This is a genomic window from Pseudarthrobacter sp. NPDC092202 (assembly GCF_044755505.1).
Classification (GTDB): Bacteria; Actinomycetota; Actinomycetes; order Actinomycetales; family Micrococcaceae; genus Arthrobacter.
In genome coordinates this window covers 38,457-62,080 of the sequence record NZ_JBIVRG010000008.1, presented here as the reverse complement: position 1 = coordinate 62,080, position 23,624 = coordinate 38,457, and the positions used below count along the sequence as shown (strand labels likewise).

The 23,624-nt window shown below is 64.9% G+C and carries 20 protein-coding genes and 3 pseudogenes; 14 read left to right on the top strand and 9 right to left on the bottom strand.

The annotated features are described in order from the left end of the window. Nucleotides 1–3: 3 nt before the first annotated feature. Together ACIQF4_RS13355 and ACIQF4_RS13350 are read left to right on the top strand one after the other, a co-directional pair. Nucleotides 4–1,086, top strand: a complete 1,083-nt coding sequence (locus tag ACIQF4_RS13355) for an alcohol dehydrogenase catalytic domain-containing protein (protein WP_400517016.1) — start codon at nt 4–6, stop codon at nt 1,084–1,086. Further along, nucleotides 1,083–2,822, top strand: coding sequence for an FAD-dependent oxidoreductase (locus ACIQF4_RS13350; RefSeq protein ID WP_400517017.1), 1,740 nt, complete (start codon nt 1,083–1,085; stop codon nt 2,820–2,822). The genes ACIQF4_RS13355 and ACIQF4_RS13350 overlap by 4 nt, the downstream gene beginning before the upstream one ends. On the opposite strand, the gene ACIQF4_RS13345 is transcribed toward ACIQF4_RS13350, so the two are convergent. Together ACIQF4_RS13345 and ACIQF4_RS13340 are read right to left on the bottom strand one after the other, a co-directional pair. Next, a complete protein-coding gene (locus tag ACIQF4_RS13345; protein WP_400517018.1) occupies nt 2,743–3,549 on the bottom strand; it encodes an IclR family transcriptional regulator C-terminal domain-containing protein in 807 nt (268 codons plus the stop codon). The two genes, ACIQF4_RS13350 and ACIQF4_RS13345, sit on opposite strands and share 80 nt — an antisense overlap. A gap of 20 nt (nt 3,550–3,569) precedes the next feature. Then, entirely contained in the window at nt 3,570–4,442 is an 873-nt protein-coding gene (locus tag ACIQF4_RS13340) for a shikimate dehydrogenase (RefSeq protein ID WP_400517019.1), read from the bottom strand. A 224-nt stretch (nt 4,443–4,666) separates the two neighbouring features. On the opposite strand from ACIQF4_RS13340, the gene ACIQF4_RS13335 reads away from it, so the two are divergent. The 4 genes and pseudogenes from ACIQF4_RS13335 to ACIQF4_RS13320 all read left to right on the top strand — a co-directional run bounded on the left by ACIQF4_RS13335 (nt 4,667) and on the right by ACIQF4_RS13320 (nt 9,292). Continuing rightward, on the top strand, nt 4,667–5,638 hold the full coding sequence (locus tag ACIQF4_RS13335; RefSeq protein ID WP_400517020.1) for a Bug family tripartite tricarboxylate transporter substrate binding protein: 972 nt from the start codon (nt 4,667–4,669) through the stop codon (nt 5,636–5,638). A gap of 77 nt (nt 5,639–5,715) precedes the next feature. After that, a complete protein-coding gene (locus ACIQF4_RS13330) occupies nt 5,716–6,270 on the top strand; it encodes a tripartite tricarboxylate transporter TctB family protein (RefSeq protein ID WP_400517021.1) in 555 nt (184 codons plus the stop codon). Then, nucleotides 6,267–7,799 (top strand): annotated as a pseudogene (locus ACIQF4_RS13325) (tripartite tricarboxylate transporter permease). Before ACIQF4_RS13330 ends, ACIQF4_RS13325 begins: the two are co-directional and overlap by 4 nt. A gap of 284 nt (nt 7,800–8,083) precedes the next feature. Further along, a complete protein-coding gene (locus ACIQF4_RS13320; protein ID WP_400517022.1) occupies nt 8,084–9,292 on the top strand; it encodes an MFS transporter in 1,209 nt (402 codons plus the stop codon). A gap of 88 nt (nt 9,293–9,380) precedes the next feature. On the opposite strand, the gene ACIQF4_RS13315 is transcribed toward ACIQF4_RS13320, so the two are convergent. Continuing rightward, the gene (locus tag ACIQF4_RS13315) at nt 9,381–10,928 is read right to left on the bottom strand and encodes a PucR family transcriptional regulator ligand-binding domain-containing protein (protein ID WP_400517023.1); all 1,548 of its coding nucleotides are present in this window, start codon (nt 10,926–10,928) and stop codon (nt 9,381–9,383) included. Nucleotides 10,929–11,036: 108 nt separating this feature from the next. On the opposite strand from ACIQF4_RS13315, the gene ACIQF4_RS13310 reads away from it, so the two are divergent. From ACIQF4_RS13310 to ACIQF4_RS13280, 7 genes and pseudogenes are all read left to right on the top strand, one after another. Further along, nucleotides 11,037–12,569: a purine-cytosine permease family protein gene (locus ACIQF4_RS13310; protein ID WP_400517024.1), complete on the top strand. Its 1,533-nt coding sequence runs from the start codon at nt 11,037–11,039 to the stop codon at nt 12,567–12,569. A 17-nt stretch (nt 12,570–12,586) separates the two neighbouring features. Beyond that, nucleotides 12,587–13,543: a polysaccharide deacetylase gene (locus ACIQF4_RS13305; protein WP_400517025.1), complete on the top strand. Its 957-nt coding sequence runs from the start codon at nt 12,587–12,589 to the stop codon at nt 13,541–13,543. A gap of 215 nt (nt 13,544–13,758) precedes the next feature. Beyond that, on the top strand, nt 13,759–14,190 hold the full coding sequence (locus ACIQF4_RS13300; RefSeq protein ID WP_188809791.1) for a LexA family transcriptional regulator: 432 nt from the start codon (nt 13,759–13,761) through the stop codon (nt 14,188–14,190). Nucleotides 14,191–14,214: 24 nt separating this feature from the next. Beyond that, a pseudogene (locus ACIQF4_RS13295) lies at nt 14,215–14,502 on the top strand (DNA polymerase V subunit UmuC); the annotation flags it as partial. A gap of 159 nt (nt 14,503–14,661) precedes the next feature. Continuing rightward, entirely contained in the window at nt 14,662–15,780 is a 1,119-nt protein-coding gene (locus ACIQF4_RS13290) for a tyrosine-type recombinase/integrase (protein WP_238989083.1), read from the top strand. Then, nucleotides 15,770–16,105, top strand: coding sequence for a helix-turn-helix transcriptional regulator (locus tag ACIQF4_RS13285; RefSeq protein ID WP_124091585.1), 336 nt, complete (start codon nt 15,770–15,772; stop codon nt 16,103–16,105). Before ACIQF4_RS13290 ends, ACIQF4_RS13285 begins: the two co-directional genes overlap by 11 nt. 5 nt (nt 16,106–16,110) lie before the next feature. Beyond that, entirely contained in the window at nt 16,111–18,060 is a 1,950-nt protein-coding gene (locus ACIQF4_RS13280) for a hypothetical protein (protein WP_238989084.1), read from the top strand. Here the strand turns inward: ACIQF4_RS13280 and ACIQF4_RS13275 are convergent, their stop codons facing one another. The 5 genes from ACIQF4_RS13275 to ACIQF4_RS13255 all read right to left on the bottom strand — a co-directional run bounded on the left by ACIQF4_RS13275 (nt 18,061) and on the right by ACIQF4_RS13255 (nt 21,795). Then, nucleotides 18,061–18,378, bottom strand: a complete 318-nt coding sequence (locus ACIQF4_RS13275; RefSeq protein WP_058631820.1) for a hypothetical protein — start codon at nt 18,376–18,378, stop codon at nt 18,061–18,063. Nucleotides 18,379–18,389: 11 nt separating this feature from the next. Further along, entirely contained in the window at nt 18,390–18,920 is a 531-nt protein-coding gene (locus ACIQF4_RS13270; RefSeq protein WP_036297873.1) for a signal peptidase II, read from the bottom strand. Beyond that, nucleotides 18,917–19,453, bottom strand: coding sequence for a cadmium resistance transporter (locus tag ACIQF4_RS13265; RefSeq protein ID WP_400517875.1), 537 nt, complete (start codon nt 19,451–19,453; stop codon nt 18,917–18,919). The genes ACIQF4_RS13270 and ACIQF4_RS13265 overlap by 4 nt, the downstream gene beginning before the upstream one ends. Before the next feature lie 69 nt (nt 19,454–19,522). After that, nucleotides 19,523–21,439: a heavy metal translocating P-type ATPase gene (locus tag ACIQF4_RS13260; protein WP_400517873.1), complete on the bottom strand. Its 1,917-nt coding sequence runs from the start codon at nt 21,437–21,439 to the stop codon at nt 19,523–19,525. Then, nucleotides 21,436–21,795 carry an ArsR/SmtB family transcription factor gene (locus tag ACIQF4_RS13255; RefSeq protein ID WP_400517871.1) on the bottom strand — a complete coding sequence of 120 codons (360 nt, stop codon included), beginning with the start codon at nt 21,793–21,795 and terminating at the stop codon, nt 21,436–21,438. Before ACIQF4_RS13255 ends, ACIQF4_RS13260 begins: the two co-directional genes overlap by 4 nt. Nucleotides 21,796–21,898: 103 nt before the next feature. On the opposite strand from ACIQF4_RS13255, the pseudogene ACIQF4_RS13250 reads away from it, so the two are divergent. Beyond that, nucleotides 21,899–22,924 (top strand): annotated as a pseudogene (locus ACIQF4_RS13250) (DUF4113 domain-containing protein); the annotation flags it as partial. Between the two features lie 42 nt (nt 22,925–22,966). Here ACIQF4_RS13250 and ACIQF4_RS13245 read toward each other — a convergent pair. Then, on the bottom strand, nt 22,967–23,425 hold the full coding sequence (locus tag ACIQF4_RS13245; protein WP_400517574.1) for an SRPBCC domain-containing protein: 459 nt from the start codon (nt 23,423–23,425) through the stop codon (nt 22,967–22,969). Between the last annotated feature and the right edge of the window lie 199 nt (nt 23,426–23,624).

Genomic DNA, 23,624 nt, shown 5'->3' with positions numbered 1-23,624 from the left:
TCCATGCTGACTGCACGCACCCTTGCCAAAGAAACCATCAGCTACGAAGAGGTGGCCGAGCCCTCCCTCGAAGCGGGCCATGCCCTGGTCCGGGTCCACCATGTGGCACTCTGCGGAACGGACCTTCACATCTGGCAAGACGACTACCCCACTGAACTGCCGCTTGTTCAGGGGCACGAGATTTCCGGCATCGTGGAAGCCATCGGAGAAGACGCAGCCCCCATTAGCGTTGGCGACCGCGTGGCTGTCACCCCTATGACATATTGCGGGGAGTGCCAGCCGTGCCGGCAGGGCCGGCCGAACGTCTGCCGCAGCATCGGCTGCATCGGCTGCTATTCCGATGGCGGCCTGGTTGAACTCCTCAGCGTCCCCGTGGAGAAGCTTTGCCTTGTTCCGGCGGACCTGCCCCTGGAAATTGCCGCGATGGGCGAGCCCGCCTCGATTGCGATGCAGGCCGTGAACCGGGGCCGTCCGATGGCCGGGGAATCCGCGCTGGTGTTGGGCAGCGGGCCGATCGGGCTGCTTGCCAGCCTGTACCTGGCAGAACTGGGAGTGAACGTCATTGCCGCCGACACCGAACCGGACCGGCTGGAGCTCGCCACCGAATTCGGCGCAGCGGATACGCTCCTGGTTGATCCTTCCGGGCCCTTCCCCGACGTCGAACAGGCCGCCAGGATGGACACCTTGACGAAGGGGTACGGTCCCATCCTGGTCATCGAGGCCACTGGCGTGCCCTCCTCGTTTGAAAATGCCATCCGGCTCGTGGCCAGTGCCGGCCGCATCGTGCAGGTTGGCATCTCGGCGCGCCCTGCCACGATTTCCATGAAGGACCTCCCCTTCAAAGAACTCGACATCATGGGCAGCCGCAACAGCCTGAACCTGATTCCCGACGGCCTCTGCCTGCTGGCCCGCCATCCCGGGCAGGCGCGGGCACTCATGACCCACCGCTTCGGCTTCAGGGACCTGCCCGAAGCCTATGCACTGATGGCTGACCGCACGGAAAAGGTGGGCAAAATCGTCATCGACATGCCCGCCGCCAAGACTGCCGGAGAGTCAATGCCTTCCCGGGAAGCGGTTCCGGCATGAACTCCGTGATCACACCCCTGGATGCGTTGCTCGAATCCTATGACGTGGTGGTGGCCGGCAGCGGCGCCTCAGGGCTGGTTGCAGCCGTAACTGCCGCGGACGCCGGGCTTAGCGTCCTGGTGGCAGAAAAGGCTGCACAATTGGGCGGCACCACGGCGGCCGGCGGCGGCGTCATGTGGGCGCCGAACAACCATCTGGCCCGCGCCGCCGGCTTCCCCGACAGCCATTCTGACGCCGTGGCCTACCTGGCCGCGGCTGCCGGCCACGTGCTGACCACCCAGGAAATCGATTGGTACGTCGCTACCGCACCGCGCGCCGTCGAATACCTTACGACGAACACCCGGGTATCCATGACGCCCATCGCCCGCCCGGACTACCACATGGAGTGGGCTGGTGCCACCGCCGGGGGCAGGGGCCTGGACAACGATGCCTTCGACCCCGCAGACTATCCCGGCATGGCGGAGGTGATCCGCCCGTCGTCGTATTTTCCACTGCTGACCATGACCGAACGCGACGAACTCAACGGCAGGGCAGCGGATCCGGTGCTGCTCGCCCGCCGGGCTGCGGCCGGCGTGCGGACCATGGGCGGGGCCCTGGTAGGCCGGCTGCTCGCCAGCGCACTGGACCGCGGCGTGCACGTCGCCGTCGAGTTGCCTGTCCAGGATCTGGAACCCCTCGGGGGCCTGCCCGGCGATGGGTGGAACGTGACCTTCGCAGCAGGTGGGGACCGCAAGGCAGTGGCAGCCACCGCCGTCGTCCTTGCTTCCGGAGGATTCGAGTGGAACCCACGGTTGAGAAAGGCGTTCCTGCCTTTTCCGGTTGTGCCTATCGGCGCGCCGTCCAACGAGGGGGACGGACTGGAACTTGGCCTCAAGGCAGGGGCCTCCGTGGCTGACATGACGGCCGTTTGGGGCGTCCCGGTCATCAGCACCCCTGCGCACCGGTATGACGGAGTCCAGTCCGGGCGGATGGCCAACGTGGAAATGACATTGCCCGGATCCATTACCGTGAATGCGGCCGGGAAGCGGTTCGTCAACGAGTCACTCAATTATCATGACGCGGCCCGGCTGTTCGCCTCCATCGACCCCCATACCAGGGGCCAGCAGAACAATCCCGCCTGGCTCGTTTTTGATTCCACCTACATGTCGAAGTACCCGGTGGCCGGTTCCGCTCCCGGAACTCCCGCGGAGTGGATGGCTGTGGCGGACTCGCTGCAGGAACTCGCCCGGAAAATTGGTGTTGATCCGGCGGGATTGGAGCAAACCCTTGCCAGGTTCAATGCGGACTCCTCCGCGGGCATGGATACGGAATTTCATCGTGGATCCACCCCGCAGGACCGCTTCCTGGGCGATGCCGGCGTGACGCCGAACCCATGCCTGGCGCCGCTTGCCACCGGCCCCTTCTATGCAGTGCCGGTTTCGGCCGGCGTCCTGGGTACGTCAGGCGGGCTGGCTACCGATTTCAACGGACGGGTCCTCGACCGCCATCACCAACCGATCCCCAGGCTCTACGCGGCGGGAAACGTGTCCGCCGGCGTCTTCCGAAACAACTACCCCGGTGGGGGCGCGACACTCGGATCAGCAATCACCCGGGCCTTCGCAGTGGGAGAGCATCTTGCGGCGACGCTGGCAGGCCAGGGCTCCGCGGGACGGGATGCTAGGCCCTCCGGCCACCGTAATCGTCGCCGATCCGACTCGCGGCGGCCTGCAGCATGGGGACGATCTCATGTTCAATAGCTGCGGCGCCGATCCGATGACGCTGCAGGGAAACATTGAGCGCGGCCACTACCTGGCTGCCCCGCCTGACAGGCACCGCCACCCCACGCAGGCCTTCCTCGAGCTCCCCGGACACGATCGTCCAGCCGGCCCTTCCGGCCTTCTCCACAGCATCGCGCAACTGGTCAACGCTGCTTACGGTGTTGTCAGTGAACGGCCGCAATTTCACCTCGCTGAGATAAGCTTCCCGCTCCGCTTCCTCCAATCCGGCCAGCAGGACCCGCCCCATGGATGTTGCCCAGGCGGGAAACCGGGTGCCCACGTTGATGGAAACGCTCAGCAGCCTAGGCGCCGCCACCCGAGCCACATACACCACATCGGTCCGGTCGAGGATACACAGAGAGGTGGTCTCATCGAGCTGGGCCGCCAGGGATTTAAGGTGCGGCTCCGCGATCCGAGGCAGAGTGAGACCGGCCATGAAGGACGCGCCAATGTCCAGGGTCCGGGGTGTAAGCTCAAAAAAGTTGCCATCGGTCCGCAGGTACCCCAAGTCCGTAAGGGTCAGCAGGAACCTGCGGGCGGCCGCGCGGCTGAGGTCTGCTTTGACCGCCGCCCGCGTGACAGTGAGCTTGGGCTCCTCGGATGTGAAGGCGAGCAGGACGGCGAACGTCTTCTCGACGGACTTCACATAATGGGGAGCGGACTCCGGTTCAGCGTCTCCGGCCGTTTTATCTCCTACAGTCCTCACTCCTCCTATTATCCGGATCATTAGCGGCCCTGCTCGATCATCTCAAGGAAATGCTTTCGCATCCGCTCCCCGTCAGGCTCCACACCGGTAATGAGGCGGAAGGCGTCAACTGCCTGGCCCACGGCCATGTAGCCGCCGTTCAATACGCTGCAGCCCTTGGCAGCAGCAGCTTGGATCAGCTGGGTCTCGATTGGACGATAGACAATATCAGCAACCCAGTGCCTGGGTTCGATCAAGTCCATATCCAAAGGCAGGCCCGGGTGGGCGTGCATGCCCACGGGCGTTGCGTGCACCAGCCCGTCTGCACGTGACAGTGCATCGCCAATTTCCTGCAACGGACGGGATTCGATCTTGCGGTCCGGAAAGAGCCTGGAAAGGGCTTCAACACGGTCCCGGGATCGGTACTGCTCCAGGTCGAACAAAGTCAGCTGCTCAGCGCCTGCCGTGAGGAGCGCATATGCAATTGCCGCTCCCGCGCCGCCGGCACCCAGTTGCACCACGCTTCCCAACGCCGCTCCCGGTAGGCCGTGGTTCAGGGCTGAGCTGAATCCGGAGTAATCCGTGTTGTGCCCAATAAACTTCCCGTCCCGGATGAGGACGGTATTCACGGCGCCCAGCCGGGCCGCATCATCTGAAAGCCGGTCAAGATGTTCCAGGACAAGCTGCTTCGCGGGAACGGTGATGTTGAAGGCGTTGAACCCAAGGTCACGACCTGCGGAAAGCAAGGTGCCCACGTCCTCTGCCGGACGTCCCAGAACAGTCAGGTCGATGGAGCGGTATAGATACCTCAGCCCCTGCCTGTCCGCTTCCTGCTCATGGAGTGCTGGTGTCAGGGAATGCGTGGTGCCTTCCCCGATCAGCCCCACCAGGTAAGAGTCGTCCAGCGTGCTCATGGGTCCACCTTTCGCTCCGCCTTTGGAGCCCCTTGGTCGAATATCCAGATCTGATCACAATTTGGGCATCGCCTTGCCTCAGCCATGCTGCGTGACTTACATTACATGCAGTGTTCGTTTTCTGCACAGTTGTTCGCATAGCGCACAAACGAAGGGGGATCGATGCCGGAGTAGTGTCAGCCGGCATCCCCTCTCACCAATACGGCGTCAAAGGAGAGACCGTAGTGAAGACCCTTATGAAATCACTCGCTGTGGGGACCTTGGGTCTCCTGGCATTGACCGGCTGCGCTTCGGGCAGCAATAGCAGTTCCGCGGAGGAATTCCCGGCGGAGGATATCCGACTCACAGTTCCCTGGGCGGCCGGCGGCTCCGGCGACCTCACGGCCCGGACCGTTGCACCGCTCCTCGAGAAAGAGCTGGGCGTTGAGGTGATCGTCGAAAACAAGCCCGGAGCGAACGGGTCCGTCGCCTACAACTGGCTCAAGGACCAGAAGCCTGACGGATACAACCTTTCGATGATGGGAGTGGAGGTGGCCACGCTCCAGTTCCAGGACTACGACATCGATCCGGCCAACTACGAACCCATCGGCCAGGGCCTGGCCGGCCCCGGCGCGATCGCAGTCCCTGTTGACAGCCCGTACACGTCCCTCAAGGACCTGGTCGCTGATGCCAAAGCCAACCCCGGCAAGGTGACCTACTCCAGCCCGGGCGTCGGTTCGGTCTGGGACTCCCCGGCCCAGGGTCTGCAGGAACTGGCCGGCATCGAGCTGACATCGGTACCGTTTGACGGTTCCGCCCCTGCAGTAGCGGCAGCGGCTGCGGGGGATGTCGACTTCTCGATCGATGCCATCGGCACGCAAAAGAACCAGGTTGACGCCGGAAAGCTCCGCTACCTTGCCATGTTGACCGAGGAGCGGGACCCGAAAAATCCGGATGTTCCCACCGCCAAGGAAGAGGGCATCGACCTGCAGAATGCCTCATGGGTGGGAATCATGGCCCCGGCCGGCACTCCTGAAGACGTAGTGAAGAAGCTCTCCGAGGCAATGGGCAAGGCCGTTGAGAACCCGGAATACAAGAAGGTCATTGAAGGGTCCAACCTTGTGCCCACCTTCAAGGACTCCGAGGAAATGAAGGCATTCCTGCAGGAAGAGGCCGACCGTTACGGCCCGTGGATCAAGCTGGCCCAGGGTAAGTAGCCCCGGACAAAAAAGCTTCAGGCATCCGGGGCCGGCGTTCGCCGGCTCCGGGTGCCTGAGCCACACAAAGGAACACAATGAATAATCACGCAGTAGCTGGTCCGCCGGGTGGGCTCAACCCTTCAGACCCTGAACAGGACCACGCTGAGGCGCATATCCACCCCCCGGCCGAAGCCTTGGTTACAGACCGTGCGCACCGAATACGTGAACTGGTTCCAGCCGCTGTAACCATAGGCTTCGGAATCCTGATCCTGGTCCTCGCCCAGGAGATCCGTTCCGGCGTGCGGGTGGAGCTCGGCCCGCCGTTCTGGCCCACCATGCTTGCCTGGAGCCTCATCGCCTTCGGCGTACTGCAGGTGGTAGTCAACGTGTTTCGGGGAGTGAGCCGAGCCAACCTGCCCGAACCGCTGAGCGGCTGGGGAATCGGACGAATGGTGGCCACGGCCGCGGTACTCATGGGATACCTCCTGCTGTGGAACGTCCTCCAGTTCTGGCTGATCACATTCGCAGCTACTGTGACCCTGACTGCCCTCTACGGCGGCCGTGGCTGGAAACCGTTGATTCTGTTTCCGGCCATCGTTGCCGCCCTCCTCCATTTCCTGTTTGTCGTCGCATTGCGGGTAAACCTATGATCCAGATCGCCGCCTCACCCGTCACCGACGGCATCATGTCCGTCCTGCAGGTGGACACCCTCCTCTACATCGGTCTGGGCATCCTGGTCGGCATGCTCGTCGGCGCCTTCCCGGGCGTTACTGCAACCATGGCTGTGGCCTTGGCCAGTGGCTTCACCCTGACCTTGGAACCAATCCAGGGACTTGCCGTCCTGCTGACCATCTATGTTGCTGCGCAGTTCGGTGACCGCGTGCCGGCGATCCTCATCAACACCCCCGGCACACCAGCGTCCATTTCCACAACTTTCGACGGGTACCCCCTGGCCCTCAAGGGACAGGCCGGCCTTGCGCTGACAACTTCGGCTTTCGGCTCAGCCTTCGGCATGCTGTTCGGCATCCTCATCCTGGCGGTTGCCGCGGTGCCGCTGTCGGAATTCGCCCGCCAATTCGGGCCCCCGGAGATGTTCGCACTGGTGGTCTTCGGCCTGACCATGATGGTCGGCGTTTCATCCGGACGCATCCTTAAAGGCCTCGCTGCCGGGGCTTTCGGCCTCCTGCTGGCAACCGTGGGCCGTGATCCGATTACCGGGGACGCCCGCTTCACCCTCGACGTGCTGGAACTGAACAGCGGCATTCCCTTCATTCCGGTGATCATCGGGTTCTTCGGTGTCGCGGAAGTGCTCAACCAGATCCTGACCCGCCGCAAGCACGAACACCACGTCAAGCCGGTAACCCAGCTGGGGCAATGGATGCCCGGACGAAAGCTCATGTAGAGGCTGCTCAAACCTATGGGTATCGGTTCTGTCACAGGGTCCATCGTTGGCCTTGTCCCTGCCGTGGGTGGAGACATCGCCGGCATCATCGCCTGGGACAACGCCCGGAAAGTATCCAAGCACCCCGAAGAATTCGGCAAGGGGTCACTCGAGGGCCTGACGGCCGGGGATACCTCCAGCACGGCAACTCTTGGCGGCAGCGTCACCACAACCATGGCCCTCGGCGTCCCTGGCGACTCCGTTATGGCCGTGATGATCGGTTCCATGATGATCTGGGGCATTCAGCCGGGGCCCAGCCTCTTCAGCAGCCGGCCGGACCTCGTGTCCTCGCTGGTGACCATCATGTTGATCGCCACCGTCCTCACACTCGGACTGAGCCTCCTGCGGATGCGCGGCATGGTCAAGCTCCTCGAACTGCCCAGCCACTACCTTTGGGTCATCATCCTGATTTTCTGCATGGTGGGGACCTACTCGATTAACAACAGCGTCTTTGACGTCTTCATGATGATGATTTTTGGTGCAGTCGGCCTCTTTATGCTGCGGTTCGGCTTCCCCGCCGGCCCCGCAGTGCTGGGACTGATCCTGGGGCCACTGGCGGAGGCGAATCTTCGCCGGGCCCTCATCACCGACGGCTGGGCGTCGGTATTCACCAGCCCGATTGCCCTGGTGCTCCTGGCCATCTCGGCGGCGGCCTTGGTGGTCCCACCCGTGCGCGCGCAACTCAAGCGCCGCAAGGCAGCGAACACCGGCGCCGATCGGACAGCCGTTAGCAGCTAAGGGAAAGGTCGGCGCCCTGCGCCAATTCCGAACCCGGTGGCACGGACCACCAAGCAGTAAAAATGATGGGAAGGCCGCCCGCCCCGAAGTGCCAAAGCACTGCGGGGCGGGCTGGTTTCCCGGAGCTGTGTTGCCCCACCACCCAAGGCATTTCCGCCGGAAGGGAAGGCACCGGCCGCGACAAGTTTGGGGATGCTGCCATCGAAGCTGGGAACACCAGAGGACTGAAGTCAAGCACGGGGCACCAGCAGGACCGAAGACGGCCCCTGGCCGCCGGGCGTTGGATGGTCTTTATCGGCATCCTTCTCGTGGCCCTTAGCGCCAGGCTCGCAGTAGCAGGCGTTTCACCCATCCTGTCCCCCATGGGCGCCGACCTGCCCTTCAACGCAGCGTCCATCGGCGTACTCGGGATGCTGCCAACTGCCGGATTCGCCCTGATGGGCTTCCTGACGCCGCAATTGATACGGCGGCTTCCGCTTGAGCATTTGTTGCTGACCGCCGTATTTTTGGCTGTCATCGGACAGCTAAGCCGTGCACTGGGCACCAGCGTGGCCGTGTTCCTGTTGTTTTCCTTGCTGACCATGATCGGGTTGGGCCTGGGCAACATTGTGCTGCCGCCGCTGGTCAAGAAGTACTTCCCGGACCGGGTCGGGCTCCTTACAGCCCTTTATGTCACGCTGTTCGCCGTCAGCACGGCGGTGGCACCGCAGTTGGCCGTTCCCATCGCAGACGTGGCTGGCTGGCGGGTGGCGGTAGGAGTCTGGTCACTCGTGGGCGCCGCGGCGGCACTGCCCTGGGTCATCCTGCTCGTCCGAAACCGTGCAGAACGACGGGCCGGTATCGGTACGGCCAGTGATTCCCCAACCGGTCAGCGCCCCACGATTAAGCCGTGGCGATCACCCATCGGATGGGGTCTCGCCTTAGTCTTTGCCGGATGCTCCAGCAACACTTTTGCCACTTTTACTTGGCTTCCCACAGTCCTCGTTGACCGCGGCATGAGCCCAGGAACGGCGGGCTCGATGCTGGCGCTTTACGCCATCGTCGGACTGCCCACCAGCCTCGTCGTTCCGTGGCTCGTGGGCAGGGCCCGGCAGCCGTTCCCCATCGGCGTCGCCTTCACCCTGATGTTCGCTGTCGGTTACAGCGGGCTCCTCCTGGCGCCCGCGGCTACCTCCCCGCTCTGGATGATCATCGCTGGACTTGGACAAGGCACCTACTCGTTCGCCCTCCTGATGATCAACAAACGCACCCGCACGACGGCAGGCTCTGGAGCTTTGTCGGGATTCGCCCAGGGCGTCGGCTACTCCCTCGCCTGCACAGGCCCACTGATGTTCGGACTCCTGTATGACATCAGCGGCACATGGGTCGCGTCCTTCGGAATGCTTTCCGCCTGGCTCCTGGCACTCACAGCGGGGCTGCTCATGATCAACCGCCCCCGGATGCTGGAAGATGGGCAGCTGTACGCCGGATCCCGGCCTCAGAGCAAGCCCTAGGAGTTCCTCCTTCACTATCTGTGCGAGCACTGCGTTCGTCCCAGCCGGATGGTAAGTCCCACCGGACGATGAGCGGCCCTCGGCAGGCTCACGTGCTGTGCAGGGCGGCGAGCCGGGTGGCCAGGTGCAGGGCAGCCAGGCGGCCGGTGCTGCGGGGGTCGCCGCCGCAGAGGGAGAAGATCCGCTGCAGCCGCTGGTGCATGGACTGCCGCTCCAGATGCAGCTCCCGCGCAGCCTGGGCGGTGTTGCAGCCGGAGTCCAGCCATACCCGCAGCGTCTCGGCCAGCTGCGAGCGGCGCTGCGCGTCGTAGTCAAGGACGGCCCCCAGCTGCTGGCGCACAAAATCCTCGCGCCGGGCGGCGTCCAGGGAATGCAATGCCATCCGTTCCACCGCAAACGCCTCCGCGTCGAGCGCCCCCGTCAGGCGTGCCCCGGAAGAGCGCAGCTCGTCGCCGGCTCCCACATCCAGCGTCAGCCGCGCCTCAGCCAGCGACCAGGGTGCCGCCGAAATCCCGGAAGCCACCGGACCTACCGCGCTCATACTGCCCTCGGGCAGTTCCAGCGTCCGGAGCCCGGCCAGGATCTCGCTGCGGTCCTCCTGCGCTTTACCGGTCCGCAACGCGGCGAGCGCCAACAGCTCCTGGTTGTCCGCATAGCTGGCGCTGTGCCGGCCCACCCGGTCCAACAGCTGCTCCACTGTGGTTCGGAGCTGCCGTGAGCCGGGGGACCGAATCACTACTGCCACCAGCTGCGCAGCCGGAGGAATTCCCGCAGCCGGTGCGAGCTGCTGGAGCCGCCAGTTTTGCGTGCCGGAATCAACGGCGCGGATCAATGCGGCCCCTGCCATCTCCTTCAGGCCGGGCGGCATGCGCTGCAGCAGGGCCAGCGCCAGAATGTCCACCGAGCGGTTCCCGGCAATCCTCGCCAGGTTCACATCTCCTCCAGCCAACGTGTGGAGGCTCAAACGCGCGGAAGGTATGCCGCGCACGGAGACGTCAATATGGGTGGTGCGTGCACGGTCCTGGTCGGCGTCTGAGGCTGGCACCGGCCCGGCATCCGCGGCGTGGCCGGCAGGCAGTGCGCTTGCCAAGGGCGCGCCCGCGTTGGAAGTCAGGACAACTTCGGCGCCCACCGCCTCAGCGAGGACGGCCAGGATCCGGTCAAGGCTGCCGCCGTGGGCCAGCTCAACCGCCATGGCATGGCTTGCCCGGTCAGCCTGCTGCAGGTGCGCAGCCGACTCGCTCACCAGCAACGAATTGATGGCTTCCATGACGCCCACGAAGGGCACCACTTTGCGCAGCTCTATCAAGGGAAGCCCGGCAGCTTCGGCGGCTCCCACCATGGAGGACGGAATGGACGGCAGGGCCACGCCCGTCTCGATGGCCAGCGCAGCAACCCCACGTTCGGCCAGCTCCCAGATGTAGCCGATACGCCGCTTATCCGTCGCCGCGGCCAGCGCCTGGCCGCCGGTGAGCAGCAGCTCACCTCCGCCAAGTAACGGGGCGATGTCCAAGACCTCACTGGAGTGAATCCAGCGCAGCTGCGTCTGGGCCGCAATGGCAGCAGCCGCGCGGATTACTGGATCCGCGGGTGTGAGGGTGGAATGTTTCAAAACATCCTGCAGCCGTATTGGCATGACACTCCGTCGCATAGAAGGCAAATCTTCACGACACATTGTATGTGGTGGTTGTGGCATGAGCCACATAATCTGGATCTATCCCTTTCACTTATGGAGGCTTTCCCCATGCAAGACAACCTCTCCACGAAGCAGTCAGGGCCGGCAATGGCGCCGGCCGAGGACTGCGAGGCCTGGCTCCAGCCCATTCCCGAGTCACAGCGCACGCACAAAGTTTCCGGCCAATTCTGGATCTGGGCCGGCGCCAACCTGGCCCCCATCAACTGGGTGCTCGGCGCCCTCGGAATCCACCTGGGGCTTGGTTTCGCGGACACCGTCACCGTCCTGGTCTTGGGCAACCTGATCGGCATGCTGCTCTTTGGCTGCTTCGTCCTGCTGGGCCAGAAGACGGGCGCCACCGGCATGGTCCTGGCCCGGGCCGCCTTCGGCCGGCGGGGCAACTACCTCCCCGCGAGCATCCAGGCGCTCCTGGTGATCGGCTGGTGCGCTGTCAACACGTGGATCATCCTGGACCTGGTGATGGCACTGTTCGGAACGCTCGGCTGGGTGGATCCCACGGCGCAGAACTATGCCTGGAAGATTGCTGTGGCCACAGGAATCATGGCGACCCAAGTGGCCATCGCCTGGTTCGGCTACAAGGCAATCGCCGCCTTCGAAAAGTGGACTGTCCCGCCCACCATCATCATCCTGGCCGTCATGTCCGCCGTTGCCTGGTTCGGCATGAAGATCGACTGGGCCTACGCCGGCCCCGCAGGCAACATCCTGGAAGGCTCCGAGCGGATCGCAGCCATGAGCGCGGTGATGACCGCCATCGGCATCGGCTGGGGCATCACGTGGTTCACGTACGCGGCCGACTACTCCCGCTTCGTCAGCACGGAAGTTCCCAAGAAGAAGGTCTACCTGGCGTCCGTCTTGGGCCAGTTCATTCCGGTGGTCTGGCTTGGCGTCCTGGGTGCCAGCCTGGCCACCAACAGCGGCGAGATCGACCCCGGAAAGCTCATCGTCCAGAACTTCGGCGTCCTGGCGCTGCCCGTCCTGCTGATGGTGCTGCACGGCCCCATCGCCACCAACATCCTGAACATCTACACCTTCTCCGTGGCCACACAGTCACTGGACATCACTATCAGCCGCCGCAAGCTGAACCTGTTCGTCGGCGTCTTCTCGCTGATCGCCGTCGTCTTCTTCATCTTCCAGGAGGACTTCGCGGCGGTCCTGGACGCCTGGCTCATCGGCCTGGTGGCCTGGGTGGCCGCCTGGGGCGGCGTCATGCTGGTTCATTACTTCTGGATCGAGAAGCGCTGGCCCGGCAACCCCGCACGGCTGTTCGACGGCGTCGGCACCAAGCGGCTGCCCGGCGTCAACTGGGCGGGAGTCACCTCCCTCCTGGTAGGCATCTTCGCCACCTGGCTGTTTATGTACGGCCTCGTTCCCGCCATGCAGGGCCCCTTCGCCGTGGCCATGGGCGGCCTGGATCTATCCTGGCTGGCCGGCGGGCTGGCGAGCGCCACGAGCTACGCCATCCTGGGCCCGAGGGTACACCGCAAGTACCTCGAATCCTCCCCGGCCGCCAGTACCGACGCCCAGCCCTCCCCGGCCCTGGCCGGAATCCCTGCCCGGCCCAGCGCCCAGGCCGGCCTCTAAACCTAGGAACACCTGCCATGACCTTTGAAGCATTCCCGGACTCCGCCCACCCGATCACCTGGCCCGAGGGCAAGCAGGCAGCAGCCTCCTTCACCTTCGACGTCGACGCCGAATCCTGCACCATCGCCCACGATCCCAAGAGCACCAGCCGGATGTCCCTGATGACCCACCAGTCCTACGGGCCCAAGGTCGCAGTCCCCCGGCTGCTGCAGATCCTCCGGCGGCAGGACATCCGCGCCACCTTCTTTATCCCCGGCTTCACGGCCGAGTGCTACCCGGACACCGTCCGGCGCATCGTGGACGCGGGGCACGAGGTGGCGCACCACGGCTACCTGCACGAGCCGATGCAGGGTATCGACGCCGAGACGGAGGCACGCTACATTGACCGCGGCCTGGAGGCACTGGCCAAGGTGGCCGGGGTTGAGCCTGTTGGCTACCGGGCGCCGTGGTGGGAACTGAACTGGCACTCCCCCGCGCTGCTCGCCGATCGCGGGTTCCTTTACGATTCGAGCCTGCTCGACGGCGACGCCCCCTACCGCTTCAGCGTCGCCCCGGATGACTCCCGGGACATCGTGGAGATTCCGGTGGACTGGGCGCTGGACGACTGGGAGCAGTATGCGTTCTATCCCGGCGTCACCGGCAGCGGCGTCATCGAAAGCCCGGCGAAGGTACTGGAGATGTGGACGCTTGAGGCCGAGGCGCACCACGCGCAGGGCAGCTGCTTCGTCCTCACCAACCACCCGTTCATCTCCGGCCGGCCCTCCAAGGCTGTGGCCCTGGAGCGGCTAATTGAGCGGGTGAAAGGGATGGACGGCATGTGGGTGGCCACCATGGAGGAAATCGCGGAGCACACCCGCCGGACGGTTCAGGAAGTCCACACCCACGCCCGGATCCAGGTGCCTTCCTTCCCGGACACCGGGGCGAAGTTCACGCCGTCGGTGGTGCGGGAGTCGCGGCCCGCCGTCGCCGGCTAACACCAGCTGAAAGCAGGAGTGGTGCTGTCCCCTGAGGACAGCACCACTCCTGTATTTAAAGGGTGCCTCCGTCAGGTGCGGCAGCGTTGCTGTTTGTTAGGGCGCGACGGCGGACGCCACCAGGGCGTCGCGGCCTGCAGTACCGGGGGGATGGCTTTGTCAGTGCCAGGGTCTACACTGAAGTAATCGAACATATATTCGAATAAAGGTGTGTTGTGGGCGTTATTATCGGTCCCCGCGTGATAGATGCGGGCGCCTCATTGTTCTCGGTGCTGATCTCGCCGGTGCCCGTCGCCGCGGGGTTCCCTTCGCCGGCGCAGGACTACTTTGATGGCCGGATTGACCTGAACGCCCACCTGATCAAGGACATCACCAGCACCTTTGTTGTCCGGGTGACGGGAGACTCCATGGAGCGTGCCGGCATCAGTGACGGTGATGAGCTGATCGTCAACAGGGCGCTGGAACCGAAGGACGGGTCCGTGGTCATCGCCGTACTGGACGGGGAACTGACTGTGAAGCGCCTGCGCCTGACTGCCACGGGAGTGGTGCTGCAGGCGGAAAATCCAAAGTATCCGGACATCCGGGTGCCTGCCCTCTCGGAGCTGACCATCTGGGGCGTGGCCACCAGGTGCTTGCACCATGTTTAGCCGCGGCCGTCTGCGGGCACGGCCATGAGCAAGCCTGCCATCATGCGGCAGATGCCGCAGATCGCCCACGTGGACGTCAACTGCTTCTACGCCTCGGCGGAACGTGCCTTCGATCCTTCGCTGGAGGGCAGGCCGCTGGTGGTGCTCTCGAACAACGACGGCTGCGCCGTGACCCGCTCCCCCGAAGCGAAAGCCCTGGGCATTGCCACCGGCGAGCCATGGTTCAAACTCGCGCCCCGCGCGAAGGAATGGGGACTGGTGGCCAAGTCCAGCAACTACGAACTCTACGGGGACATCAGCGCCCGGGTCATGAACCCTCGCATGTTGCAGTGAATGCAACTGTTCACACTTGCAAACGACGTCTATTCACCAGAGAGGTGCGGATCTGCTCTGACCATAACAGCGAGATCTGGCGGATGCTGAGATCTGAGTTGACAGGGTGATGCACTGTCCCATACTTTGTTGCATCTAATGCAAGATTTTGGGGCTTCTCCAGCGGCGCTTCGGCTGATCACGTCAGCATCGAACGTCGCACTGGCGAACCCGGAAGCGCAGGTTTTCAGCGCGATGATCGATGGTTGGCGGAACCAGCAGCTGTCGCGCGGACTCCGTGAGCAGACGATACGGAACCGGACGGCGACGGTGACGCGGTTCCGTGATTTCGTGGACAAACCGCCATGGAGGTGGACGGTCGCGGATGTGGATGAGTTCACTGCTGAGTCCGGCGGTCGCACTCGGACGCTGTCGACGATGCGCGCCAACCATGGGTCTATCCGTGGGTTCTGTGATTACCTCACGAACCCGTTGTACGACTGGATGGAGATCTGCGATCGCGAGTTTGGGGAGGTCCCCTCGCAGGTGTGTCTGCCGTGGAACACGGTGGCGCATCGGTTCGAGTTTGAAGGCGATGGGAAGCGTCGCCCGTTCACGTACGACGAGATTGAGCGCCTGTTTGACACGGCCGACGCTCGCGTCGAGCTGCTCGTGAGCTCCGGGAGAAAGGGTGCGCTCGGCGCGTTGCGGGATGCCCAGTTGCTGAAGACGGTCTACGCGTTCGGTCTGCGCCGCACTGAGGCGGTGATGCTCGATACCGTCGATTTGCACCACAACGCGAAGATGCGGCAGTGGGGGCGCTACGGCGCGGTTCACGTGCGATGGGCGAAGGCGGCGGGCGGTGGCGCGCCACGACGTCGCACGGTGCTGCTGGTGCCGGAGTTCGACTGGTGGGTGCCCGGAATGCAGCAATGGCTCGAGCAGGCCCGGGCCCGTTTCGCGCCCGGAGACCGCCTCGACGCGCTCTGGGTGACCGAGCGCCGTACGCGTCTGTCTGCTGGGTATCTCGACCGGAGGTTCGCAGAGCTGCGTGATGAAGCCGGCCTGTCGAAGGATCTGACGCTGCACAGCCTCCGGCATTCCTATGTCACGCACCTTCTGGAGTTCGGGTACGCCGATCGATTCGTCCAAGAGCAGGTCGGGCATATGCATGCCTCGACGACCTCGATCTACGCCTCCGTCAGTTCGGACTACAAGAACCGCGTGCTCGCCGAAGCGCTGAAGGCCCTCATCGAAGGAGAAGTTGATGACCGTTGAGCTCGACACCGGCTGGAATCTGCGCAGCGTGATGGCTTCGCGCGGGATCTTCCAGACCTCCAAGCTGAAGCCCCTGCTCGAAGAGCGCGGCATCGACCTGTCCCGGGAGCAGGTCTATCGGCTGGTGACTCAGCCGCCACAGCGGGTGCGTCTTGACGTGTTGGCGGCGTTGTGCGATGCACTGGAGTGCTCGCTCAACGATCTCGTGACGATCACTCGCCGGGAGGCCTTGGCCCCGGTGGCGGTGGGCGAGGAGGCGACACGGGGGTCGATCGGTGATCTCCGTCCTGTTCGCGCGGCGATTCGTCGGCCGCGTACGAAGTAGCCGCGGTGGCCAAGCCTCCGCAGCTGCCGCGAGTCGCTGAAGTCGTCGCTCTCGTCCACCCTCTCGTTCCCGAAATCTCTCGCGAGCGAATCGCTGAGATCGTGCATTCGGTTGCGCCAGTACCCCTCACGCAGCGGCTTCTTGAGCTCGCGCTGATCAAGCAGCCCGGAGTCCTGGAGGGGCAGCATGCGAACGTGCCGGTGACCGTTCAGGATCTGGCCCGCGCGCTGGTCGAAGAAGGGGCAAGCCGGGTGATGCTGCCGACGTGCGAGTCCTGCGGACGCGCGGTGAGAATGCCCCACAAGACGCCGGGCGGTGGTCGGCACTGCTCCCGATGCGAGCGGAACGCCCGGTCCGTCTCGTGCGCGTCCTGTGGCCGGGTCCGGCCCGTGCAGCGCACGATCGACGGACAGCGCTTTTGCCGTGACTGTTGGCGAGCCGACCCTCGATCGTTCGGCGACTGCTCGCGGTGCGGTCAGCATGCGACCATCATCGTCCGTCGCCCGGAACTGGTCTGTCTGGCCTGCTACACCGCACCGATCAAGACCTGTGGTCTCTGCGGAGAACCTGGCCGCGTCGCCTCCCACCTCGACGGACGACGAGTATGCGCGCGCTGCTACTACGCGATGCGCAGACCACAACCTTGTCCCGAGTGCGCGCGCAGGGTGTTCCTGACCGGCTTCATGAATGGCCAGATGGTCTGCGCCGACTGCGCGGGCACTCCGATCACGATGGCCTGCCCCGGATGCGGCTCGATCGAGGAGATCCGCAAACATCACCTCTGCGTCGAGTGCCGCCGGCCCGTCGCGATCCAGCAACTGCTCGCCGACGATGCGGGAGAGATCCGCGCGGACCTCCACCCCCTTGCTGACTATCTGCTCACGCACCATGGCAAAGCGGCGTCGCTCGAACGCTGGCTGCACAAGAGCAAGTGCGCGATGGTGCTCCGCGAGCTCGCGGACGGGACCCTGCCGCTCACCGCCGAGGCGATCATCACCCGAGCCCGGTCGGGACAGTCGGTCGCGTTCCTCCTCTCACTGCTGGTCCGTTCCGGCGTGCTGCCGGAGCTCGACGTCGAGGGCACGCGTTTCACCCACTGGCTCAACGACTGGCTCGATGGCATCGACCATCCCGAGGACCGGTTGATCCTGCGCCGATACTGCACCTGGGAGCTCCTCCGATCCACTCGGGCACTGCGCATCGCGTCCAGCCCTGCTTCCGGATTCCAGAGGCAACGGACTGCGCTGAAGTACTGCGCCGCGTTCCTTGGAGAGATCCGGTCGCACCAGGAGACGCTGGCGACGTTTCCGCAGCGCCTACTCGACGCGCATCTGACCGATTCGCCCAGCCAACGCGACGCGCTGGCACCGTTCACTCGCTGGCTGCGAAAGCACCGGTTGAGCACCCTTCGCGTCGAGTTTCGAGCCCATCGCCTCGAAGGGCGAGACTATGCCTCCGACCACCGATGGCAGATGGCCCGCAGGTTCCTGTCCGATGCCGACATGGACCCGAAGACCCGGGCCGCGGGTCTCCTCGTACTGCTCTACGGCATCCAGCTGACCCGCATCGTCACGATCACCCGGGCACAGGTCGATACGAGCTCGCAGCCCGTGACGCTCACCGTCGGAGCCGAGCCGATCAAGGTCCCAGAGATCCTCGGCGACGCCATCGTCGAGCTCGTCGATGCCACAAAGGGCCATCCTGAAGGGTGGTTGTTCCCCGGCCGGAACCCGGGCCGTCACCTCACCCCGGGGCCGCTCAGCCGTCGCCTTCGCGCCGAAGGCCTGCTTGCCGGGAGCGCCCGCACGACAGCGCTCATCGAGCTCACCCGGCAACTGCATCCCCGGATCGTCTCGGATCTCCTCGGCATCACGACGGCATCCGCTGCCTCATGGTCGCGTCTCGCCGGTGGCGAGTGGTCCGATTACCCGGCTCTCCGCTCCACCCACCCCTGATCAAGCATCACCCGTCAGAGCCGGGCCGGAAATCGCTTCGCGCAGTTGCTCGACGGTCGGAGAGCCTCCCAGCCCGGCAGGGGTACGGAACACCCGGCAGGCGAGCCCGACCGGCGTGTGCTCGTCGGCGAAGGGATCGACGCCGTCGACGAGGACGGTCGGTGACCCGTGGAATCCGAGGCGCTCGGCGTCCTCGGCGGTCTCGACCAACTGTCGTGTGACGCGGATATCTGATCGACCGTCGAGCAGCTCAGCAAGCCGGCGGTCGAGTACTTCCCAGTTCGGGCAGCCGTCGAAGTACTGCAGGGTGATCTCCATGGTTGGCCCTCTCAGTTCTCGGTGCCGCGGAGCATCAGGAGCGCTCCGGCAATCGTAGCGGTGACGATCACGATGTCGGCGAGGTTCCCGATGAACCAGTTGCCGTAGGCGAGGAAGTCGACGACGTGCCCCCGGGCGAATCCTGGTTGGCGGAAAAGCCGGTCGCCGGCGTGCGAAGCAGCGGCCCCGCCGAGCGCACCGATCACGATCGCCCACCCGGGGCGTCGGACCCGGAACGCGAACACGATCGCGGTGGCCGTGGCCGCGACGGCGATGAGAGCGAACACCCAGGTGAAGCTCTCCCCGAAGGAGAACGCCGCGCCGGGGTTGTACGCGAGCTGCAGGCCCAACAGGTCGCCGATCAGCGGGATGCGCTCGTGCTCCGACAGGGTGGCCTCGGCCCACACTTTCGTTCCCTGATCGATCACGACGACGACCACTGCGATCAGAAGCGCCCAGGCAGTGAGCCGCCAGCGTCCTCTCTGCGGACGCTCTCCCGACGCCGATGCCGACTCAACGTCGGTATTCGTGTCCGGGGTCATGCGAGGGCCTCGAAGAGACGGACGATAACGCCGGATTCAATGAGGATGAACAGGCCCAGGCCGATGAACACGACGGGGACGAGCCAGTGCTCGACACGTTCGAGCGTTTCGGTGACGGCCTTGTGGGTGCCGATCAGTCGCCCGGCAGCGCACCAGACGGCGACGAGGATCAGGAACACGACGATCATGACCGCGACGTCGCCGGGCGAGCTGGTGCGGAAGATCGGCGTGTAGAGGGAGATGTTGTCGGCCCCGTTGGCGATCGTGATCCCGGCGACCCCCCATAGTCCGACCGCGGTGATCTTGGAGTCGTCATCATCGTCGTCGCCGTTACGGCGCAGGCCGCGAATGAGCGTCCAGATGCCGATGCCGAGCGGGATCAGACCCAGGAAGCCGACCCATTCGTCCGGGACGATCGTGAGACCGAGCGCGGCGATCACGCTGATCACGACGAGTGTGATGAACCCGAGGTACTGGCCTGCGACGATCTGCCACGGTCGCGGCTTTCCCCGGCTGGAGGCGAGGAACAGCACGGAGCACGACGATGTCGTCGATGTTGGTCGCCGCGAACAGGCCGATCGCCGACCCGATGGTTGCGAGCATCAGCTTTCCATTCGTGGTGTGCGGGTGCGTGCGGCGCGCAGGCCGTTGAGGATCACGATGACCTCCGCGACCTCGTGGACCAGGACGACAGCCGCGAGCCCCAGGACCCCGAAGAGCGCGAGCGGGAGCAGTGCGGTGATGATCAGCAGGGACAGGATGATGTTCTGGTTGATGATCCGCCGGCCCCGCCGCGCGTGATCGAACGCCCGCGGGATGAGCCGCAGATCATGACCTGTGAAGGCCACGTCCGCAGACTCGATCGCCGCATCGGAGCCGGTCGCTCCCATCGCGATGCCGATGTCCGCGGACGCCAGGGCCGGGGCGTCGTTGATGCCGTCACCGATCATCGCGACCGATCCCGCCTTCGACAACTCGCCGATCGCGGTCGTCTTGTCCTCAGGGCGCAGCTCCGCGCGCACATCAGCGATCCCGGCCTGCGCAGCCAGCGCACGAGCGGTGCGGGCGTTGTCCCCGGTGAGCATCGTCATGCCGACGCCCTGATCCGCAAGCGTGCGGACCACCTCGGGGACTTCCGGACGCAGCTCGTCGCGGACGCCGATCGCCGCGACCGGTGCCTCGTCGCGGTGCACGATCACGACAGTCATGCCCTGCTCCTCAAGCCCTGCAACCCGGTCGCCGAGCTCGCCGGCGTCGAGCCAGCGGGGGCTGCCGACCGTGATACGAGCGCCATCGACGGTGCCGTCGATGCCGTGCCCGGCCTGCTCGGTCACATCCGCGGCCACGGGAACACCCGGGGCTGCAGCGGTGATCGCCGCCGCAAGTGGATGCGTGCTGTGCTGCTCCAGAGCCGCCGCCCAAGCCAGCGCCTGCTCCTCGGCAATGCCGTTCGCAGTGAGGACCGCGGTGACCGCGGGCTCGTTACGGGTCAGGGTGCCGGTCTTGTCGACCGCGACGTGCCGGACCGTGCCGAAGCGCTCGAAGACCGCGCCGGACTTGATGATCACGCCGAACTTGCTCGCCGCGCCGATCGCGGCAACGACCGTCAACGGCACCGAGATCGCCAGCGCGCACGGAGAGGCCGCTACCAGCACGACGAGCGCACGAGTGATCCATACCTCCGGGTCGCCCAGCAGTGACCCAATGATCGCGACGAGCGCTGCGAGAATCAGCACACCGGGTACGAGCGGGCGGGCGATCCGGTCCGCGAGACGCGCACGCTCGCCCTTCTCCGTCTGCGCTTTCTCGACCAACTCCACGATCGTCGTAAGCGAGTTATCGGTACCGGCCGCAGTCGCCTCGACCTCCAGCACGCCGGAGCTGTTAATCGCGCCGGCCGACACCGCGTCCCCGGGCTCGACCTCGACGGGGATCGACTCCCCGGTGATCGCCGAGGTGTCCAGGCTTGAGCGGCCAGAGCGGACGATCCCGTCGGTTGCGATCCGTTCGCCCGGGCGGACCACCATGACCTGGCCGACCGTCAACTCCCTCGCCGGCACCTGCGCAGAGACGCCGCTCTGCAGCACGGTCGCCGTCTCCGGCACGAGCTTCAGCAGCGCCCGCAGGCCGCCACGGGCACGGTCCATCGCCTTGTCCTCAAGCGCCTCAGCAATCGAGTACAAGAACACCAGAGCAGCGGCCTCCTCCACATAGCCGAGGATGACCGCGCCGATCGCGCTGATCGTCATCAGCAGCCCGATCCCGAGCTTGCCCTTGAACAGCTTCCGAATCGCGCCAGGAGTGAACGTCGACGCGCCCAGCAGCAGGCCGATCCAGAACAGTACGAGCGCCGGGATCTCGAGCCCGGACCATTCAAGGATCAGACCAGCCAGGAACGCGACACCGGAGAAGACCGGCACCATGATCCCACGGTCCCTCCACCAGGGCCGCTCCACCTCTTCGGTCTCATCCTCCGCCGCAGTGGCAGGCTCGTGCTCGCAGCTACACGCCGCGCTCACGCGTCCGCCCCTGTACCGCAGCAGCCCGGCACCGTGCACGACGAGTCCACACACGGCGCGTGCTCATCGACCGCCAGCGTCACATCCACGAGCGCGACGAGCGCAGCCGCAAGATGCGGGTCAGCGATCTCGTAGCGCGTCTGGCGACCCTCAGGCTCGGCGACCACGATCCCGCAGTCACGCAGGCACGTCAGGTGGTTCGAGACGTTCGAGCGGGTCAGCTCCAGCTCGCGCGAGAGCAAGGCCTGATAGCTCGGGGCGTTCAGCAGAGTCATCAAGATCCGGGAGCGCGTCGGGTCCGCCATGGCCCGGCCGAGCCGGTTCATGACGTCGAGGCGCGAAGCAATAGTCAGCATGTACTGAACTATACAGCAAGCGCTGATCAATCATTGGTGATCAGCGCCCCACCATTCATTGGGAGAAGAGTCGGAAGCCGCTGAATACGCAACTCAGCAACAATCGGCGCTACCAGTAGAGCTGCTCAGCAGGTACTCGGCGTGGTTGGAGGTTTACAGCATCGACGAGGCCTTCCTCGGGGTGAAGGGTGGGCCGGAGCAACTGCTGGCGCTGGGCAGGACCATGAAAAACGCCGTCCGCCGCAACGTCGGCGTGCCAGTATGCGTTGGAATCGCGCCTACCAAAACCCTGGCCAAGCTGTGCAACAAGTGGGCCAAGAACAACCCCGCGTTTGGCGGGGTATGCCACTGGGACAGCGTTCCTGCTGCCGTGCGGGAGCAACTGCTGGCACGCCTGTCCGTCGAGGAAATCTGGGGTATCGCCGGCCGCCTGGCCAAACGCCTGAACGCGATCGGCATCCACACCATCCTGGACCTCGCCCGCGCCGACCCCGTGGCCATCCGGGACAAGTTCTCGGTAGTCATGATGCGCACCGTCCTGGAGCTCAACGGCACACCCTGTATCCCCATGGAGGAGGAACGCCTGGGCCGGGACCAGCTGATCTTTTCGCGTTCCTTCGCCACCCCGGTCACCACCGCTGCCGGGCTGCGGCAGGTCCTCAGCATCTACGGCCAGAATGCGAGCGCGCGGCTGGCCAAACATGGGCTGCAGGCGAAAGTCCTCACGGCATTTGCCCGCACCTCGCCCTTCAGCGGGCAGGAACAGTCCTATCCGTCGGTGTGCGTCCCGCTGCCGATGCCCACAGCGGACCCGCTCCTGCTCACCCGGGCGGCGCACGCCCTGCTGCCCAACATCCGCGACGGCATGAGGTACGCCAAAGTGGGGCTCATGCTCACGGACCTGCGGCCCACCGGCAACCAATCCCCCCTGGAGCTGTTCGAGAACCGGCACGAGGAACGCCGCATCGGCACCCTCCTGGAAGACGTGAGCAGCCGCTTCGGACGCGGCTCCATTGGCCTGGGGCACGGAGGGATCAAAACGGGCCTGGACTGGACCATGAAACGGAACATGCGCTCGCCCCGCTACACCACCCACTGGGACGAACTCCCGCTTGTCAAAGCCGCCTAAACGGCTGCTGTTTTGAACCACCCAGGCGTCCACGGCCGGAGGTCAGGCCCGGGCTTCGGCGAGGTCCTTGAGTTTGGCAAGGGCCACGGGCCAAGTGTCATTCAGCATGGATGCCCACTCGTCCACGCTGTCAAGCTCCACCTCGACCCTCGTCACGCCGCCGGCTTCGGTGAATGAATAGTTTTCATGGGCTCCGATGAATTCCTTCGCCGCATCGCTGGTCCTGTCCTCCCCACCGCCGACGATCTGGCCGAGATATCGCAAGGAGACGAACTCATGGGGCCTGATTTCCTCAACTGTTGCGATCATCCCTCCCACGGACCCCTCGCCGTCCGGGCCGAGGAACCGAATTTCGCTGCCCGGGTTCCAGTCGCCCTCATAGAAAGAACCCGTCTCGCTGAAAGCGCTCGTCCATTCCCGATACGTGGCATCATCGAGCATCGTGGCCCAGACGGCTTGGGCGGGAGCGTTGATTTGCACCTCAAATTTCAGCTTTTCCATGCCTGATCGTACGTCCGCTTCAGGCCCGGAAACAGGCCCCGGTGAACGGCAACCCTTGTAACCCATTGCACAGGGGGCACTCTTTCAGGCGCCCCTGGAAAAAGACGTCCGGCGACGTTTCTTGTCGCTGCGCTAGGTCCCGTTGAGCTACCGAGACGTCCCGTGAACGCCCGCTACGGAACCGATTGCGGCGCTGCCG

What these genes read in the sequence shown, in the direction of transcription:
- ACIQF4_RS13355 (WP_400517016.1), top strand. Translation starts at nt 4, where the DNA reads ATGCTGACTGCACGCACCCTTGCCAAAGAAACCATCAGCTACGAAGAG.
- ACIQF4_RS13350 (WP_400517017.1), top strand. Translation starts at nt 1,083, where the DNA reads ATGAACTCCGTGATCACACCCCTGGATGCGTTGCTCGAATCCTATGAC.
- ACIQF4_RS13340 (WP_400517019.1), bottom strand. Translation starts at nt 4,442, where the DNA reads ATGAGCACGCTGGACGACTCTTACCTGGTGGGGCTGATCGGGGAAGGC.
- ACIQF4_RS13330 (WP_400517021.1), top strand. Translation starts at nt 5,716, where the DNA reads ATGAATAATCACGCAGTAGCTGGTCCGCCGGGTGGGCTCAACCCTTCA.
- ACIQF4_RS13320 (WP_400517022.1), top strand. Translation starts at nt 8,084, where the DNA reads ATGGTCTTTATCGGCATCCTTCTCGTGGCCCTTAGCGCCAGGCTCGCA.
- ACIQF4_RS13315 (WP_400517023.1), bottom strand. Translation starts at nt 10,928, where the DNA reads ATGCCAATACGGCTGCAGGATGTTTTGAAACATTCCACCCTCACACCC.
- ACIQF4_RS13310 (WP_400517024.1), top strand. Translation starts at nt 11,037, where the DNA reads ATGCAAGACAACCTCTCCACGAAGCAGTCAGGGCCGGCAATGGCGCCG.
- ACIQF4_RS13305 (WP_400517025.1), top strand. Translation starts at nt 12,587, where the DNA reads ATGACCTTTGAAGCATTCCCGGACTCCGCCCACCCGATCACCTGGCCC.
- ACIQF4_RS13290 (WP_238989083.1), top strand. Translation starts at nt 14,662, where the DNA reads ATGCAAGATTTTGGGGCTTCTCCAGCGGCGCTTCGGCTGATCACGTCA.
- ACIQF4_RS13285 (WP_124091585.1), top strand. Translation starts at nt 15,770, where the DNA reads ATGACCGTTGAGCTCGACACCGGCTGGAATCTGCGCAGCGTGATGGCT.
- ACIQF4_RS13275 (WP_058631820.1), bottom strand. Translation starts at nt 18,378, where the DNA reads ATGGAGATCACCCTGCAGTACTTCGACGGCTGCCCGAACTGGGAAGTA.
- ACIQF4_RS13270 (WP_036297873.1), bottom strand. Translation starts at nt 18,920, where the DNA reads ATGACCCCGGACACGAATACCGACGTTGAGTCGGCATCGGCGTCGGGA.
- ACIQF4_RS13255 (WP_400517871.1), bottom strand. Translation starts at nt 21,795, where the DNA reads ATGCTGACTATTGCTTCGCGCCTCGACGTCATGAACCGGCTCGGCCGG.
- ACIQF4_RS13245 (WP_400517574.1), bottom strand. Translation starts at nt 23,425, where the DNA reads ATGGAAAAGCTGAAATTTGAGGTGCAAATCAACGCTCCCGCCCAAGCC.